This is a genomic window from Streptomyces sp. NPDC017448 (assembly GCF_044330565.1).
GTDB lineage: Bacteria > Actinomycetota > Actinomycetes > Streptomycetales > Streptomycetaceae > Streptomyces.
In genome coordinates, this window is the sequence record NZ_JBIRLM010000007.1 from 50,661 (window position 1) to 66,982 (window position 16,322).

The window sequence follows — 16,322 nt, forward strand, 5'->3', positions numbered from 1 at the left end:
CATGGTCAGCTGCTCGAAGTTGCGCTAAAAGCTCTCTATGCAAACATCAACGCGCATGAGGGTGGCGGCAGTTGCCGCACTGCTCGGACTGCTCACGGCCCTCGCGGGGCCCGGCGGGGCCCACGCCGACGAGGCCCCGCCGGAGAGCACGGAGACCACCACCGTCGGGGACGTCACCGGCTTCCGGGCGGACGGGGCGGTCTACCGGCTGACCGCCGGGCAGGCCGAGGCCCGGGTCAGCTTCGTCTCGGACGAGACCTTCCGCATCGAGCTGGCCCCGGACGGGAAGTTCACCGACCCCACCGGCGACGACATCGTCCTGCCCCAGGGCGCGCCGCCCCGCACCCGCTGGAAGGACCGCGGCGACCGCTACGAGCTGTCGACGAGCGCGGTCACCCTGCGGGCCTACAAGACCCCGCTCCGCTTCGCCCTGCACCGGGCCGACGGCAGCCGCGTCTGGTCCGAGACGAAGGGCCTGAGCTGGACCGGCGAGCGGACCGTCCAGACGCTGGCCCGGGGCGCGACGGAGCAGTTCTACGGGGCCGGCATGCAGAACGGCCGGGGCAACACGACCCACCGCGACAAGACCGTCGAGGTCGCCGTCGACTACAACTGGAACGACGGCGGCCACCCCAACTCCGTCCCGTTCTACCTCTCCTCGGCCGGCTACGGCGTCTTCCGCAACACCTACGCCCCCAACACCTACGCGTTCACCGACCCGGTGACGACGAGCGCGAAGGAACGGCGCTTCGACGCCTACTACTTCGCGGGCGGCGGGGCCAAGGACGTCATCGGCCAGTACACCGACCTCACCGGCAAGCCGTTCCTGCCGCCCGTCTACGGCATGGAGATCGGCGACGCCGACTGCTACCTCCACAACGCCAACCGGGGCGAGCGCCGCACCCTGGACGCGCTGAAGGTCGCCGACGGGTACGTCGAGAACGACATGCCCAACGGCTGGATGCTGGTCAACGACGGCTACGGCTGCGGCTACGAGGACCTGGAGAAGACCGCCCAGGGGCTCAAGGACCGGAACATGGAACTGGGGCTGTGGACCGAGGACGGCATCGACGGCCTCGCCGACCAGGTCAAGGCCGGACAGCGGGTCGCCAAGCTGGACGTCGCCTGGGTCGGCCCGGGCTACAAGTTCGCCCTCGACGCCTGCAAGGACGCCTACCGGGGCATCGAGGACAACAGCGACGCCCGCGGCTTCACCTGGGCCCCGGAGAGCTGGGCGGGCGCGCAGCGCTGCGGCGTCCAGTGGTCCGGCGACCAGAAGGGCGACTGGGAGTACATCCGCTGGCAGATCCCGACCTACGCGGGCGCCACCATGTCCGGCCTCGCCTACACCACCGGTGACGTCGACGGGATCTTCGGCGGCAGCGCCAAGACCTACACCCGCGACCTCCAGTGGAAGATGTTCCTCGGCACCACGATGACCATGGACGGGTGGGCCGCCAAGGACAAGCAGCCCTTCCGCTACGGGGAGCCGTACACCTCGATCAACCGCGACTACCTCAAGCTCAAGGAGTCGCTGCTGCCCTACCAGTACAGCTACGCCCACGAGGCCACCGAGACCGGGGTCGGCATGGTCCGGCCGCTGGTCCTCGAACACCCCGACGACCCGAAGGCGGCCACGGAGGCGGCGAAGTACGAGTTCCTCTCCGGCGAGCACTTCCTCGTCGCCCCCGTCTACCAGGACGCCACCGAGCGCAAGGACATCTACCTCCCGGAGGGCACCTGGATCGACTACTGGAGCGGCCGCACTTACCAGGGCCCCACCACCCTCGACACCTACAGCGCCCCGCTCGACACCCTGCCGCTCTTCGTGAAGGCGGGGGCGGCGGTCCCGATGTGGCCGGGCATCCGCTCGTACCGCGACCGCACCGCCGACTCCCCGCTCGCCTGGGACGTCTACCCGCAGGGCGACACCTCCTTCACCCTGTACGAGGACGACGGCGTCACCCGCGAGCACCGGGCCGGCGCGTACGCCACCCAGCGCGCCGACGTCCGCGCGCCGGAGCACGGGGCGGGCGACGTCTCCGTCACGATCAACGAGAGCCGGGGCGACTTCACCGGCAAACAGACCGCCCGCCCCTACGAGTTCACCGTCCACACCGGCTCCGAGCCCCGCACGGTGAAGCTGGACCGGACCCTGCCCGAGCTGACGTCGAAGAGCGCGTACGACCGGGCCCGCCAGGGCTGGTGGTACGACCGCGACGACCGGGGCGGCGTGGTGCACGTGAAGACCGCGCCCCTGACCACCGCGAAGAAGTTCACGGTGAAGCTGCTGGGCACCAGCGCGGTCGGCGGGAAGAAGGCTTCGGCGGCCGCCGCCCTCACCGCCCCCGCGGGCCAGGAGGCCGCGGCCGGCACACCCGGCACGGTCCTGGTCGACGTGACCGCCGGCAGCACGGCGCTCACGGGCACCACGGTCTCCCTCCGGGCGCCCGAGGGCTGGCAGGCCGCGACCGTCCAGGTCCCGGACCGGATTCCGGCGGGGGCCACCCGCCGGGTCGAGGTGGCCCTCACCCCGCCGAAGGACGCGGAAGTGCGGGAGACCACGCTGACGGCCCTCGCCCGCTACCGGACCGGCGGCGAGGAGCGCACGAGCGAACAGCGGCTCGCCGTCACCGTCCTGCCCCCGCCGCCCGGGGGCGACGCCTGGGCGAGCGATCTCGTCTGGCTCTCCGAGACCAACGGCTACGGCCCGGCCGAACGCGACCGCTCCAACGGGGAGTCCGGCGCGAGCGACGGGAAGAGGCTGACGCTGGCGGGAACTTCGTACGAGAAGGGCATCGGCGTCCACGCCGACTCCGCCATCGCGTTCCACCTCGGCGGCCGGTGCACCGCGTTCACCGCCGACGTCGGGATCGACGACGAGATCAACGGGTACGGGGAGGTCGCGTTCTCCGTGGAGGGCGACGGCAAGGTGCTCTGGACCTCGCCGAAGCTGACCGGCGCCTCGGCGACCGTCCCGGTGGAGGTGGGGCTCGACGGCGTACGCCGTGTGCAGCTGAAGGTCACCGACACCAACGGGTCCAAGACCGGGGACCACGGCGACTGGGCCGCGGCGAGGTTCCACTGCGCCTGACTCCGGCCCGACGCGCCGGAGCGCCGCACGGGATCGTTCCCCGTGCGGCGCTCCGGTCGGTCCTCGGCCTGCCCGGCGGTCAGTCCTCCCCGGGGCGGTCCGGACCGTCGCCGGGACCCCCCGCTTCGCCTTCGGACGGCTCGTCCGGGCCCTTGGCGCCCTGGTCGTCGGCGGCCCTGCCCCGCCCCGCCTCCGGGCGCGGCGGCATCGGCGGGCGGGTGCGGCCGGAGCCGGGGTCGCGCAGATACGGTACGTCGCCGGACTCGGTGGCGTGGCCGCCCGGCCCCTGCCCGGGGCCGCCGTCCCGCCGCCGCAGATAGCGCTCGAACTCCCGGGCGATGGCCTCGCCGGACGCCTCGGGCAGCTCCGCGGTGTCCCGCGCCTCCTCCAGCGTCTGCACGTACTCCGCGACCTCGCTGTCCTCCGAGGCCAGTTGGTCCACGCCGACCTGCCACGCCCGTGCGTCCTCGGGCAGCTCGCCCAGCGGGATGCGCAGTCCGATCAGATCCTCCAGGCGGTTCAGCAGGGCCAGCGTCGCCTTCGGGTTCGGCGGCTGCGACACGTAGTGCGGGACCGCCGCCCACAGGCTGACCGCGGGCACCCCGGCGTGCGTGCACGCCTCCTGGAGCACCCCGACGATGCCCGTGGGGCCCTCGTACCGCGTCTCCTCCAGGTCCATCGTCCGCGCCAGGTCCGCGTCGGAGGTGACCCCGCTCACCGGCACCGGCCGGGTGTGCGGGGTGTCCCCGAGCAACGCGCCCAGGATGACGACCATTTCGACGCCCAGCTCATGGGCGAAGCCGAGGATCTCGTTGCAGAACGACCGCCACCGCATCGACGGTTCGATGCCGCGCACCAGGACCAGGTCCCGGGGTTTGTCGCCGCCGACCCGCACCACGGACAGCCGCGTCGTCGGCCAGGTGATCTTCCGCGTCCCGCCGTCCAGCCACACCGTGGGCCGGTTGACCTGGAAGTCGTAGTAGTCCTCGGCGTCCAGCGCCGCGAACACCTCGCCCTTCCACTCCCGGTCCAGATGAGCGACCGCTGTGGAGGCGGCGTCCCCGGCGTCGTTCCAGCCTTCGAACGCGGCCACCATGACCGGGTCGACCAGCTCGGGCACCGACTCGAGCTCGATCACCCGGGCCTCCTTCCGCTGTCTCCATGCGTACGGAGCAACCTTACGGCTTCCGGGGCCCCCCGCCGCAGCCCTCCCGCACGGCCGGGTGAACCCTGCCACCAGGAGTGGATCACCGGGCGGAACCGTGCATCATGGCCCCGCGCACGGCGGCCTGCCCGCCCCCGTGCCGCCGCCCCGTCAGAACCCCCGGGAGGCGCGGACAGGGGAACGGGGGCGGCCCCGACGGGGAGGCCGCCCCCGTTCCCGTACCCGTGGGGGGTGGATCAGGGAGGTCAGTCGCGGTCGGCCAGCAGCTTCTCGACGCCCTCGCGGACCTCGTCCGTGGCCAGGCCCCGGATCGTCAGCGTGGTCCGGCGGCGCAGCACGTCGTCCGCCGTCTCGGCCCACTCGTGGTCCCGGGCGTAGGCGACCTGCGCCCAGATCTCCGGGGCGTCCGGGTGGACGCGCTCGGCCAGCTCCGGGTTCTCGTTCGCCAGCCGGGCGATGTCGAAGGCGAGCGAGCCGTAGTGCGTGGCCAGGTGCCGGGCGGTGTCCGGAGCCATCCGGGGCCCGGGCGCGGGGCCGTCGACCAGCAGCCGGTGCGCGACCGCGTTCGGGTTGGCGATCCCGGGCAGCGGCAGCTTCCGCGGCAGCCGGTTCATCGGCTCCATGTCCTCGGCCAGCGGGTGGCCCGGCAGGGCCGCCAGCTTGTTCATGACCGTGCGGCCGATGTGGCGGAAGGTCGTCCACTTGCCGCCGGCGACCGACAGCATCCCGCCGCGGCCCTCCGTGACGACCGTCTCGCGCTTGGCCTTGGAGGTGTCGCCGGGGCCGCCGGGCAGCACCCGCAGCCCCGCGAAGGAGTACGTGATCAGATCGCGCGAGAGCTGCTGGTCCTTGATCGAGAACGCCGCCTCGTCGAGGATCTGCGCGGTGTCCGCCTCGGTCACCGCGACGTCCGCCGGGTCGCCCTCGTACTCCTCGTCCGTCGTGCCGAGGAGCAGCATGTCCTCCCACGGCAGCGCGAACGTGATGCGGTACTTGTCGATCGGGGTGGCGAGCGCCGCCCGCCACGGCCGGGTCCGCTTGAGGACCAGGTGCGCGCCCTTGGAGAGGCGGATGGAGGGGGCCGCGTTCGGGTCCTCCATCTTCCGCAGGTGGTCGACCCAGGGGCCCGTCGCGTTCAGCACGAGGCGGGCGGTGACGCCGAACTCCGTGCCGTCCGTGCTGTCCTTCAGCTCCGCGCCGGTGACCCGGCCCCGGGTGAAGCGCAGACCCGTGACGGCCGCGTGGTTGAGGACGACCGCGCCGGCGTCGACCGCCGCGCGGACCGTCATCAGCGCCATGCGGGCGTCGTTCATCTGGTCGTCGCCGTAGACCGCGACGGCCTTGAGGTTGTCGGTGCGCAGCTCGGGGACGTCGCGCTGGGCCCTGGCCGGGGAGATGACGTGGCCGACGCCGTCGCCGAAGGCGGAGAGCGCGGAGTAGGCGAAGACGCCCGCGCCGAGCTTGGCCGCGCCGTGCGGTCCGCCCTTGTAGACCGGCAGGTAGAAGGTGAGCGGGTTGGCCAGGTGCGGGGCCACCTCGCGGGAGACCGCGCGCCGCTCGAAGTGGTTCTCCGCGACCAGCTTCACCGCGCCGGTCTGGAGGTAGCGCAGGCCGCCGTGGAGGAGCTTGGAGGAGGCCGAGGAGGTGGCGCCGGCGAAGTCGCCGGCGTCCACCAGCGCCACCCGCAGCCCGGACTGCGCGGCATGCCAGGCGGTGGAGATGCCCAGGATGCCGCCGCCGATGACCAGGAGGTCGTACGTGGCCCGGGACAGCTGGTCCCGGGTCTCGGCGCGGCTCGGCAGCGAGCCGGAGGCCGGGTGCGTTCCGAGGGCGGGAACGCTCTGCAGGGTGGTCATGGTGATGCTCCTCGTCAGCTTTCTTCGTCCTCGATCCAGCCCATGGTCCGTTCGACGGCCTTGAGCCAGCTCTTGTACTCGCGGGCACGGGTGTCCGCGTCCATGCGGGGTGTCCACTCGGCGGCCCGGCGCCAGTTGGCGCGCAGCGCGTCGGTGTCCGGCCAGAAGCCGACGGCGAGACCGGCGGCGTAGGCGGCGCCGAGGCAGGTGGTCTCGGCGACCATCGGGCGCACCACGGGCGCGTCCAGGAAGTCGGAGAGCGTCTGCATCAGCAGGTTGTTGGACGTCATGCCGCCGTCGACCTTGAGCGCGGTCAGCTCGACGCCGGAGTCCTTGGTCATGGCGTCGCTGATCTCGCGGGTCTGCCAGGCGGTGGCCTCCAGGACGGCACGGGCGATGTGCGCCTTGGTGACGTAGCGGGTGAGACCGGCGATCACGCCCCGGGCGTCGGGACGCCAGTAGGGGGCGAAGAGGCCGGAGAAGGCGGGCACGAAGTAGGCGCCGCCGTTGTCCTCGACCGAGGAGGCCAGCGTCTCGATCTCGGCGGCCGACTTGATCAGGCCCATCTGGTCGCGCATCCACTGCACCAGCGAACCGGTGACCGCGATGGAGCCCTCCAGCGCGTAGACCGGGGGCTTGTCGCCGATCTGGTAACCGACCGTGGTGAGCAGTCCGTTGTACGAGTTGACCGGGGTGGGGCCGGTGTTCATCAGCATGAAGGTGCCGGTGCCGTACGTGGACTTGGCCTCGCCCTCGGCGAAACAGGTCTGGCCGAAGAGGGCCGCCTGCTGGTCGCCGAGCGCGGAGGCGACGGGCACGCCGTCGAGGACGCCGCCCTTGGCGTGGCCGTAGACCTCGGCGGAGGAGCGGATCTCGGGGAGCACCGCGGCCGGGATGCCGATGGAGGAGAGGATCTTCTCGTCCCACGCCATGGTGTGCAGGTTCATCAGGAGGGTGCGGGAGGCGTTGGTGACGTCGGTGACGTGCACACCGCCGTCGGTGCCGCCGGTCAGGTTCCAGATGACCCAGGAGTCCATGGTGCCGAAGAGGATGTCGCCGCGCTCGGCGCGCTCGCGCAGCCCCTCGACGTTGTCGAGCAGCCAGCGGACCTTGGGGCCGGCGAAGTACGAGGCGAGCGGCAGCCCGGTCTCGCGGCGGAAGCGGTCCTGGCCCACGTTGCGGCCGAGCTCCTTGCAGAGCGCGTCGGTACGGGTGTCCTGCCAGACCAGCGCGTTGTGCACCGGCTCACCGGTGTTCCTGTCCCACAGCAGGGTGGTCTCGCGCTGGTTGGTGATGCCGATCGCCTTGACGTCGGCGGAGGTGATGCCGGCCTTGACGATGGCCCCGGCGACGACCTCCTGGACGTTCTCCCAGATCTCGGTCGCGTCGTGCTCGACCCATCCCGGCTTCGGGAAGATCTGCTCGTGCTCCTTCTGGTCGACGGAGACGATCCGGCCGTCCTTGTCGAAGACGATGCAGCGGCTGGAGGTGGTGCCCTGGTCGATGGCCGCGATGAACGGGCCGGTGCCGTGGGTGCCGGTGGTGTGTGCGTCGGTCACGGTGTGCTCCCGGAAGTCTGTGAAATGAGGAGGTACGGCTCGGACTAGGCGAAGGCGAGGTTGTAGAGGCCGCCGGCGAGTGCGCCGCCGACGAGCGGACCCACGATGGGTACCCACGCGTAGCCCCAGTCCGAACCGCCCTTGTTGGGCAGCGGCAGCAGGGAGTGCACGATGCGCGGACCGAGGTCGCGGACCGGGTTGATGGCGTAGCCGGTCGGGCCGCCGAGCGAGAGGCCGATGCCGACGACGACCAGCGAGGTGATCAGCGCGCCGAGCACGCCGAGGCCGTTGCCCTCGTCGTTCAGGCCCTGGGTCAGGATCGCCAGGACCAGCACGACGGTCGCGATGATCTCGGTGACGACGTTCTGCACGCCGTTGCGGATCTCCGGACCGGTGGAGAAGATCCCGAGCACCGGGCCCGCCTTCGGGGCGGCGGCCCGGTCGACCAAGCCCTCGTCGGTGGAGGCGCTCCCGACGATCTCCGGGTCGGTCAGGTGGGCGTGGAACTGACCGTAGTAGACCGCCCAGACCAGCAGGGCGCCGATCATTGCGCCGAGCAGCTGCGAGCCGAGGTAGAGGGGCACGTGGCCCCACTCGGTACCGCCCTGGATGGCCAGGCCGAGGGTGACCGCCGGGTTGAGATGGGCGCCCGATACGCCGCCGGCGAGGTAGGCGCCGGTCAGTACGGCGAAGCCCCACCCGAAGGTGATGGCGAGCCAGCCCGCGTCCCGGGCCTTGCTGCTCTTCAGCGTGACGGCGGCACAGACACCGCCGCCGAGCAGGATGAGTACGGCGGTCCCTATGGTCTCGCCGATGAAAATGTCGGAGCTGGACACCCGCGACTCCTTTGTCCTTCGTCCAGGGGAGAGCGGATCACCGGTCCCGCCGGTGTTCCGCGCCCCAGATGGGTATCCACGAAGCGTGGGCAGCCCATCTGTAAGGGCTTGACCGGCCCTTGGCACTGTCACACTCTAACGCTTATTACCGTTAGGCGTTCGACAATGCCGACCGTTGAACGGCAGTGTTCCCCCGGGTGAAGGAAGCGTCAAGGGTTCTGTGGCCCACGACTCGGTGCGCGACGCGATCGTTACCGCGTGCGGGGCTGAGGCGGGGGCGTCCTCGGGTGCGCCTGGGCGCCGGGGCCGCGGCCGTACGGCGTAAGGGGGGCGCGGGGGGCCGCGCGGGACGCCGGGGCGGGCGGGAGGCCGGCGCCTCCCGCGCCGCCCCGTCCGGTGGGATCAGAAGCGGCCGGCGCCCAGATCCCGCGAGACCGCGCGGGCGCAGTCGCGTACGGCCGCGATCAGCTCGGGCCGCAGCGTCCCGCCCGGGGCCACCCGCTCCACCGCGCCGGTCACGGCGACCGCCCCGACCGGCATCCTGCGCCGGTCGTGCACCGGGGCGGCCACGGCGGCGACCCCTTCCCAGGTCTCCTCGGCGTCGGCGGCCCAGCCCTGGGCGCGGACCAGGTCGAGCATCGCTTCGAACTCGTCGGCCGCGGTGACGGTGCGCCCGGTGAAGGAGCGGCGCTCCGCCTCCATGACCTCGCTGTGGGCCACCGGGTCGTACGCGGAGAGCACCTTACCCAGCGCGGTGGAGTGCAGCGGCTGCATCGCCCCCACCTCCAGCACCTGGCGGCTGTCGTCGGGGCGGAAGACGTGGTGGACGATCAGTACGCCGTGCTGGTGCAGCACCCCCAGGTGGACGCTCTCGCCGCTGGAGCGGGCCAGGTCGTCCGTCCAGACCAGGGCGCGCGCCCGCAGCTCGTGGACGTCCAGGTAGCTGTTGCCCAGCCGCAGCAGCTCCGCCCCCAGCTGGTAGCGGCCCGACGCCGCGTCCTGCTCGACGAACCCCTCCAGCTGGAGGGTGCGCAGGATGCCGTGCGCGGTGCCCTTGGCCAGCCCCAGCGAGGAGGCGATGTCGGAGAGCCCGAGCCGGCGCTCGCCGCCCGCCAGCAGTCGCAGCATCGCGGCCGCCCGCTCCAGCGACTGGATGTTCTTGGCCATCGCGCCGTACTCCTCCACCTCGGTTCGACAATGCTGAACACTATCGGTCGATGCCGACCTCCGCCGGACTCCGGGGAAAAGTCTCCGCCACCGCCTCGCCCGCGCCGCACCCGCCCAGCATGCAGTCCGCCGTTCGGACGCATCGACGGCGCCGACGACGGTCCGGCTAGGCTGGCGGGGTGCGCCTTCCCCGAGAAGGACGCAAAGCCGACAGCCGTCGCATCCCTGGGAGATCATCCATGGCCTCGTTGCCGACATCCGCCGCCGACAGCCGGACCCGCGCAGAAGCGCTCCGAGAAGCGCTCGCCACCCGCGTGGTGGTGGCCGACGGGGCGATGGGCACCATGCTCCAGGCACAGGACCCCACGCTGGAGGACTTCGAGAACCTCGAAGGCTGCAACGAGATCCTCAACATCACCCGGCCCGACATCGTCCGCTCGGTCCACGAGGAGTACTTCGCGGTCGGTGTCGACTGCGTCGAGACCAACACCTTCGGCGCCAACCACTCCGCCGCCAACGAGTACGAGATCGCCCACCGGATCCACGAGCTCTCCGAGGCCGGCGCCCGGATCGCCCGCGAGGTGGCGGACGAGTTCGCCGCGAAGGACGGGCGTCAGCGCTGGGTCCTCGGATCGATCGGCCCCGGCACCAAGCTGCCCTCGCTCGGCCACATCGCCTACGACGTCCTGCGCGACGGCTACCAGCGGAACGCCGAGGGCCTCCTCGCCGGCGGCTCGGACGCGCTGATCGTCGAGACCACCCAGGACCTGCTGCAGACCAAGTCCAGCATCATCGGAGCGCGCCGGGCGATGGACGCCCTCGGCGTCCAGGTCCCCCTGATCTGCTCCCTCGCCTTCGAGACGACCGGCGTCATGCTGCTGGGCTCCGAGATCGGCGCGGCCCTCACCGCCCTGGAACCGCTGGGCATCGACCTGATCGGCCTGAACTGCTCGACCGGCCCGGACGAGATGAGCGAGCACCTGCGCTACCTCGCCCGCCACTCCCGTACGCCCCTGATGTGCATGCCCAACGCCGGCCTGCCGGTCCTCACCAAGGACGGCGCGCACTTCCCCCTCGACCCGGAAGGGCTGGCCGACTCCCAGGAGCACTTCGTCCGGGACTACGGCCTCTCCCTCATCGGCGGCTGCTGCGGTACCACCCCCGAGCACCTGCGGGCCGTCGTCGAGCGGGCCCGCTCCCTCACCCCGGCCGAGCGCGACCCGCGCCCCGAGCCCGGCGCGGCCTCCCTCTACCAGCACGTCCCCTTCCGCCAGGACACGGCCTACCTGGCGATCGGGGAGCGCACCAACGCCAACGGCTCCAAGAAGTTCCGCGAGGCCATGCTGGAGGCCCGCTGGGACGACTGCGTGGAGATGGCCCGCGACCAGATCCGCGAGGGCGCGCACATGCTCGACCTCTGCGTCGACTACGTGGGCCGCGACGGCGTCGCCGACATGACCGAGCTGGCCGGCCGCTTCGCCACCGCCTCCACCCTGCCGATCGTGCTGGACTCCACCGAACTCCCCGTCCTGCGTGCCGGCCTGGAGAAGCTCGGCGGCCGGGCCGTGCTCAACTCGGTCAACTACGAGGACGGCGACGGCCCCGACTCCCGCTTCGCCAAGGTCAGCGCTCTGGCCGCCGAGCACGGAGCGGCCCTGATCGCCCTGACGATCGACGAGGAGGGCCAGGCCCGCACCGTCGAGCACAAGGTCGCCATCGCCGAACGGCTCATCGAGGACCTCACCGCCAACTGGGGCATCCGCGAGTCCGACATCCTCATCGACACCCTGACCTTCACCATCTGCACCGGCCAGGAGGAGTCCCGGGGCGACGGCATCGCCACCATCGGGGCGATCCGCGAGCTGAAGAAGCGCCACCCCCACGTCCAGACCACCCTCGGCCTCTCGAACATCTCCTTCGGCCTCAACCCCGCCGCGCGCGTGGTGCTGAACTCCGTCTTCCTCGACGAGTGCGTCAAGGCGGGGCTGGACTCCGCGATCGTGCACGCCTCGAAGATCCTGCCGATCGCCCGGCTGGAGGAGGAGCAGGTCAAGGTCGCCCTCGACCTGATCTACGACCGCCGTGCCGAGGGCTACGACCCCCTCCAGAAGCTCATGGAGCTGTTCGAGGGCGTCAACATGAAGTCGATGAAGGCGGGCAAGGCCGAGGAGCTGATGGCCCTGCCCCTGGACGAGCGGCTCCAGCGCCGCATCATCGACGGCGAGAAGAACGGCCTGGAGGCCGACCTCGACGAGGCGCTCCAGGACACCCCCGCCCTCGACATCGTCAACAACACGCTGCTGGAAGGCATGAAGGTGGTCGGCGAGCTGTTCGGCTCCGGCCAGATGCAGCTGCCGTTCGTGCTCCAGTCCGCCGAGGTCATGAAGAGCGCGGTGGCCCACCTGGAACCGCACATGGAGAAGTCCGACGCCGAGGGCAAGGGCACCATCGTGCTGGCCACCGTCCGCGGCGACGTCCACGACATCGGCAAGAACCTCGTCGACATCATCCTCTCCAACAACGGCTACAACGTCGTCAACCTCGGTATCAAGCAGCCCGTCTCCGCGATCCTGGAAGCCGCCGAGGAGCACCGCGCCGACGTCATCGGCATGTCCGGTCTCCTGGTGAAGTCGACCGTGATCATGAAGGAGAACCTCGAAGAGCTGAACCAGCGCAAGATGGCCGCCGACTTCCCCGTCATCCTCGGCGGCGCCGCGCTGACCAGGGCCTACGTCGAGCAGGACCTGCACGAGATCTACGAGGGCGAGGTCCGCTACGCCCGGGACGCCTTCGAGGGACTGCGCCTCATGGACGCGCTCATCGGCGTCAAGCGCGGGGTGCCGGGCGCGGCCCTGCCGGAGCTGAAGCAGCGCCGCGTCCCGAAGAAGGACGCCGCGGTGCTGGAGGTCGAGGAGCCCGAGGGCTCGGTGCGCTCGGACGTCTCCATCACCAACCCCGTCCCCGAGCCGCCGTTCTGGGGCACCCGCGTCATCAAGGGCATCCCGCTCAAGGAGTACGCCTCCTGGCTCGACGAGGGCGCCCTGTTCAAGGGCCAGTGGGGGCTCAAGCAGGCCAGGACCGGCGACGGACCGACGTACGAGGAGCTGGTGGAGACCGAGGGGCGCCCGCGCCTGCGCGGCTGGCTCGACCACCTCCAGTCCAACAACCTCCTGGAGGCGGCCGTCGTCTACGGCTACTTCCCCTGCGTCTCCAAGGGCGAGGACCTGATCCTCCTCCACGAGGACGGCTCCGAGCGCACCCGCTTCACCTTCCCGCGCCAGCGCCGCGGCCGCCGCCTCTGCCTGGCGGACTTCTTCCGCCCCGAGGAGTCCGGCGAGACCGACGTCATCGGCCTCCAGATCGTCACCGTCGGCTCCCGGATCGGCGAGGCCACGGCCGAACTGTTCGCCGCCGACTCCTACCGCGACTACCTGGAGCTGCACGGCCTGTCCGTCCAGCTCGCCGAGGCGCTGGCCGAGTACTGGCACGCCCGCGTCCGGGCCGAGCTCGGCTTCGCGGGGGAGGACCCGGCGGAGGTCGAGGACATGTTCGCGCTGAAGTACCGGGGCGCGCGGTTCTCGCTCGGTTACGGGGCGTGCCCGGACCTGGAGGACCGGGCGAAGATCGCCGACCTGCTCCAGCCGGAGCGGATCGGCGTGCACCTCTCCGAGGAGTTCCAGCTCCACCCGGAGCAGTCCACCGACGCCCTCGTCATCCACCACCCCGAGGCGAAGTACTTCAACGCCCGGTAACCCCGTGTTCCGGCCGCCGTTCCGTGCCCTTCGCGCACCGCGGCCGGACACGTCGTACACTGGTCGGTCCAGTGCAGGCCGGTCGCCCTCCCACCCGTGGGAGCGGCGGCCGGCCTTCTCGTCCCTTTACGGAAGGTGTGCCGGATGACCAGTACGGTCCCCGCGTCCTTGACCCGCACGGCCGAAGGCGCCGCCCTGCAGGCGGTCCTTCTCGACATGGACGGAACCCTGGTCGATACCGAGGGCTTCTGGTGGGACGTGGAGAAAGAGGTCTTCGCCGGGCTCGGGCACCGGCTGGAGGAGTCCTGGCGGGACGTGGTCGTGGGCGGGCCGATGACCCGCAGCGCCGGCTACCTCATCGACGCCACCGGAGCCGACATCCGGTTGGACGAACTGACCGTGCTGCTCAACGACCGGTTCGAGAGCCGCATCAGCCGGGGAGTGCCGCTGATGCCCGGGGCCGAGCGGCTGCTGGCCGAACTGGCCGCCCACGAGGTGCCCACCGCGCTCGTCTCCGCCTCCCACCGCCGGATCATCGACCGGGTGCTGGACTCGGTGGGCCACCACCACTTCGCGCTCACGGTCGCCGGCGACGAGGTGGCCCGGACCAAGCCCCACCCCGATCCCTACCTCACCGCCGCCGCGGGCTTCGGCGCCGAGCCCTGGCGCTGCGCGGTCGTGGAGGACACCGCGACCGGGGTCGCCGCCGCCGAGGCCGCCGGGTGCCGGGTCGTCGCGGTGCCGTCCGTCGCCCCCATCGCCCCCGCGGCCGGGCGCGTGGTGGTCGGCTCCCTCGAAGACGTCGATCTGGCCTTCCTGCGGAAGCTCATCACGGGAACGGGCTGAGCGGGGCGCCGGGCGGACGGATGTGAACGAACGGCGGATGTTCTGCCCGGCCCGTGTGCGTTCCGCCAACGTTCCGTGGATGTGGATCATCCGAAGGGCGCATCTGTGAAGAGGAGTGACCGGTGACCTTCCTCACTCCCGACCCCTCGACGGGTGGACGGGATCAGCCGTTCTGTCCGCAAAGATGATCGTATGAGCTGCCGGTGAGCGGCTGGAGGAGCGCGAGCCGCCCTCCGGACGGTCCGGGGCGGCGAGCCACGGCTACTAGCGTTGATCCCTCACCTGCCGGGATGAGGGAGAACGTCCAGATGAACCGCAAGACCCTGGTGCTGCCGGCCGTCGTCGGCCTGCTCGCCCCCGTGCTCGCCGCCTGCGGCGGCACGGACGGCGGCGCCGGTGGCAAGGGCGCCATCGTCGTCGGCACCACGGACCAGCTCGTGGCCTCCAAGGAGAACCCCGCGCCGCTCGACCCGGCCGTCGGCTACGAAGCGGGCGTCTGGAACGTCCTGCGGCAGACCGTGCAGACCCTCACCACCGTGCCCAGCGGCGGCGGCGAACCGGTGCCCGAGGCCGCCCGCAGCTGCGCCTTCACCGACACCGCCAACGAGAGCTACCGCTGCACCCTGCGGGCGGGCCTCACGTTCGCCGACGGCACGCCCGTCACCGCCGAGGACGTCAAGCACTCCATCCAGCGCGTCATCGACATCGACGCGGACAGCGGACCGGTCGGCCTGCTGGCCAACATCGACATGATCGAGACCAAGGGCGAGGACCAGGTGGTCTTCCACCTGAACACGCCCGACGCGACCTTCCCGTACAAACTCGCCACCCCCGCCGCCGGCATCGTCCCGAAGGCGAAGTACCCGGCGAAGGCGGCGCGCACCGGCTTCCAGGTGGACGGTTCCGGGCCGTACACCATGGAGCCGGAGGTCGAGGACGGCCGCGTCGTCAAGATCGGCTTCGCCAGGAACCCCGCGTACAAGGGGCAGCTGAAGGTCCTCAACGACAAGGTGGAGATGGACCTCTTCCCCGACGCCGGGGCCATGGGCGAGGCGCTCGACGAGAAGAAGATCCACCTCATGACCCGCGCCATGTCGCCCGAGCAGGCCCACGACATGCTCGTGGACCCGAAGGAGGGCGTCGACCTCACCGAACTGCCCGGCCTCGCCATCAGCTACCTCGGCTTCAACACCAAGGACCCGGTGGTCACCAAGCCGGTACGGCAGGCCATGGCGCAGATCATCGACCGCGGCCAGATCGCGGGCAAGGTCTACGGCACCACCGCCGAACCGCTCTACTCGCTCATCCCGTCCACCATCGCCGGACACACCAACGCCTTCTTCAACAAGTACGGCGAGCCCAGCACCGCCAAGGCCGCGAAGATCCTCGACGACGCCGACGTCAAGACGCCGGTGGCGTTCACCCTGCACTACACCAGCGACCACTACGGCCCGGCCACCGCCGAGGAGTTCAAGGCGATCCAGCAGCAGCTGAACGCCTCGGGCCTCTTCAAGGTCTCCGTCCGGGGCGAGGAGTGGTCGACGTACCGCCCCCAGCAGAAGCGCGGCGACTACGCGGCCTACGGCATGGGCTGGTTCCCCGACTTCCCGGACCCGGACAACTACACCGCGCCCTTCCTGGACGCCGACGACTTCCTCAACTCGCCCTACCGCTCGCCCGAGGCGGAGAAGGTGCTCATCCCGCAGTCCCGCCGCGCGGCCGACCGCACCGCCGCCGCGGACGCCTACGAGAAGCTCCAGGACATCGTCGCCGACGACGTGCCGGTGCTCCCGATCTGGCAGGGCAAGCAGTACGTGGCCTCCCGCGACGGGATCGCCGGCGTCGAGCGGTCCGTCAGCGCCACCTCCGAACTGCAGCTCTGGGAGCTCAACCGGCCCAACGCCTGACGACCCCGGAGAGCCGTGGGGGGCCCCGCCCCCCCCCCCCCGGGGGGGGGGGGGCCCCCCGGCCGCGGGGGGGGGCCCCCCCCCCGCCCCGCCCCCCCCCCCCCCCCCCCCCCCCCGCCCCACCCCCCCCCCCCCCCCCC

Annotated in this window: 9 protein-coding genes; 4 read left to right on the forward strand and 5 right to left on the reverse strand. The window is 71.5% G+C overall.

Translation table 11 applies throughout. The annotated features are described in order from the left end of the window. Positions 1 to 37 precede the first annotated feature (37 nt). Positions 38 to 3,094: an NPCBM/NEW2 domain-containing protein gene (locus ACH4K1_RS14060; RefSeq protein WP_398089357.1), complete on the forward strand. Its 3,057-nt coding sequence runs from the start codon at positions 38 to 40 to the stop codon at positions 3,092 to 3,094. A gap of 79 nt (positions 3,095 to 3,173) precedes the next feature. On the opposite strand, the gene ACH4K1_RS14065 is transcribed toward ACH4K1_RS14060, so the two are convergent. From ACH4K1_RS14065 to ACH4K1_RS14085, 5 genes are all read right to left on the reverse strand, one after another. Beyond that, the gene (locus ACH4K1_RS14065) at positions 3,174 to 4,232 is read right to left on the reverse strand and encodes a PAC2 family protein (protein ID WP_398089359.1); all 1,059 of its coding nucleotides are present in this window, start codon (positions 4,230 to 4,232) and stop codon (positions 3,174 to 3,176) included. A gap of 272 nt (positions 4,233 to 4,504) precedes the next feature. After that, entirely contained in the window at positions 4,505 to 6,115 is a 1,611-nt protein-coding gene (locus ACH4K1_RS14070; RefSeq protein WP_398089361.1) for an FAD-dependent oxidoreductase, read from the reverse strand. A gap of 14 nt (positions 6,116 to 6,129) precedes the next feature. Further along, the gene (glpK, locus tag ACH4K1_RS14075) at positions 6,130 to 7,674 is read right to left on the reverse strand and encodes a glycerol kinase GlpK (protein WP_398089363.1); all 1,545 of its coding nucleotides are present in this window, start codon (positions 7,672 to 7,674) and stop codon (positions 6,130 to 6,132) included. A 44-nt stretch (positions 7,675 to 7,718) separates the two neighbouring features. After that, positions 7,719 to 8,510, reverse strand: a complete 792-nt coding sequence (locus tag ACH4K1_RS14080; protein ID WP_398089365.1) for an MIP/aquaporin family protein — start codon at positions 8,508 to 8,510, stop codon at positions 7,719 to 7,721. 402 nt (positions 8,511 to 8,912) lie between these two features. Beyond that, positions 8,913 to 9,677 carry an IclR family transcriptional regulator gene (locus ACH4K1_RS14085; protein ID WP_398089367.1) on the reverse strand — a complete coding sequence of 255 codons (765 nt, stop codon included), beginning with the start codon at positions 9,675 to 9,677 and terminating at the stop codon, positions 8,913 to 8,915. A gap of 239 nt (positions 9,678 to 9,916) precedes the next feature. Between ACH4K1_RS14085 and metH the strand changes: the two genes are divergently transcribed. The 3 genes from metH (at position 9,917) to ACH4K1_RS14100 (ending at position 16,182) form a co-directional block, all read left to right on the forward strand. Then, positions 9,917 to 13,429: a methionine synthase gene (metH, locus tag ACH4K1_RS14090; protein ID WP_398089369.1), complete on the forward strand. Its 3,513-nt coding sequence runs from the start codon at positions 9,917 to 9,919 to the stop codon at positions 13,427 to 13,429. A 144-nt stretch (positions 13,430 to 13,573) separates the two neighbouring features. Continuing rightward, positions 13,574 to 14,275: an HAD family hydrolase gene (locus ACH4K1_RS14095; RefSeq protein ID WP_398089370.1), complete on the forward strand. Its 702-nt coding sequence runs from the start codon at positions 13,574 to 13,576 to the stop codon at positions 14,273 to 14,275. A 308-nt stretch (positions 14,276 to 14,583) separates the two neighbouring features. Continuing rightward, positions 14,584 to 16,182: an ABC transporter substrate-binding protein gene (locus tag ACH4K1_RS14100; RefSeq protein ID WP_398089372.1), complete on the forward strand. Its 1,599-nt coding sequence runs from the start codon at positions 14,584 to 14,586 to the stop codon at positions 16,180 to 16,182. The last annotated feature ends 140 nt before the right edge of the window (positions 16,183 to 16,322 follow it).

What these genes read in the sequence shown, in the direction of transcription:
- ACH4K1_RS14060 (WP_398089357.1), top strand. Translation starts at nt 38, where the DNA reads ATGCAAACATCAACGCGCATGAGGGTGGCGGCAGTTGCCGCACTGCTC.
- ACH4K1_RS14070 (WP_398089361.1), bottom strand. Translation starts at nt 6,115, where the DNA reads ATGACCACCCTGCAGAGCGTTCCCGCCCTCGGAACGCACCCGGCCTCC.
- ACH4K1_RS14085 (WP_398089367.1), bottom strand. Translation starts at nt 9,677, where the DNA reads ATGGCCAAGAACATCCAGTCGCTGGAGCGGGCGGCCGCGATGCTGCGA.
- metH (WP_398089369.1), top strand. Translation starts at nt 9,917, where the DNA reads ATGGCCTCGTTGCCGACATCCGCCGCCGACAGCCGGACCCGCGCAGAA.
- ACH4K1_RS14095 (WP_398089370.1), top strand. Translation starts at nt 13,574, where the DNA reads ATGACCAGTACGGTCCCCGCGTCCTTGACCCGCACGGCCGAAGGCGCC.
- ACH4K1_RS14100 (WP_398089372.1), top strand. Translation starts at nt 14,584, where the DNA reads ATGAACCGCAAGACCCTGGTGCTGCCGGCCGTCGTCGGCCTGCTCGCC.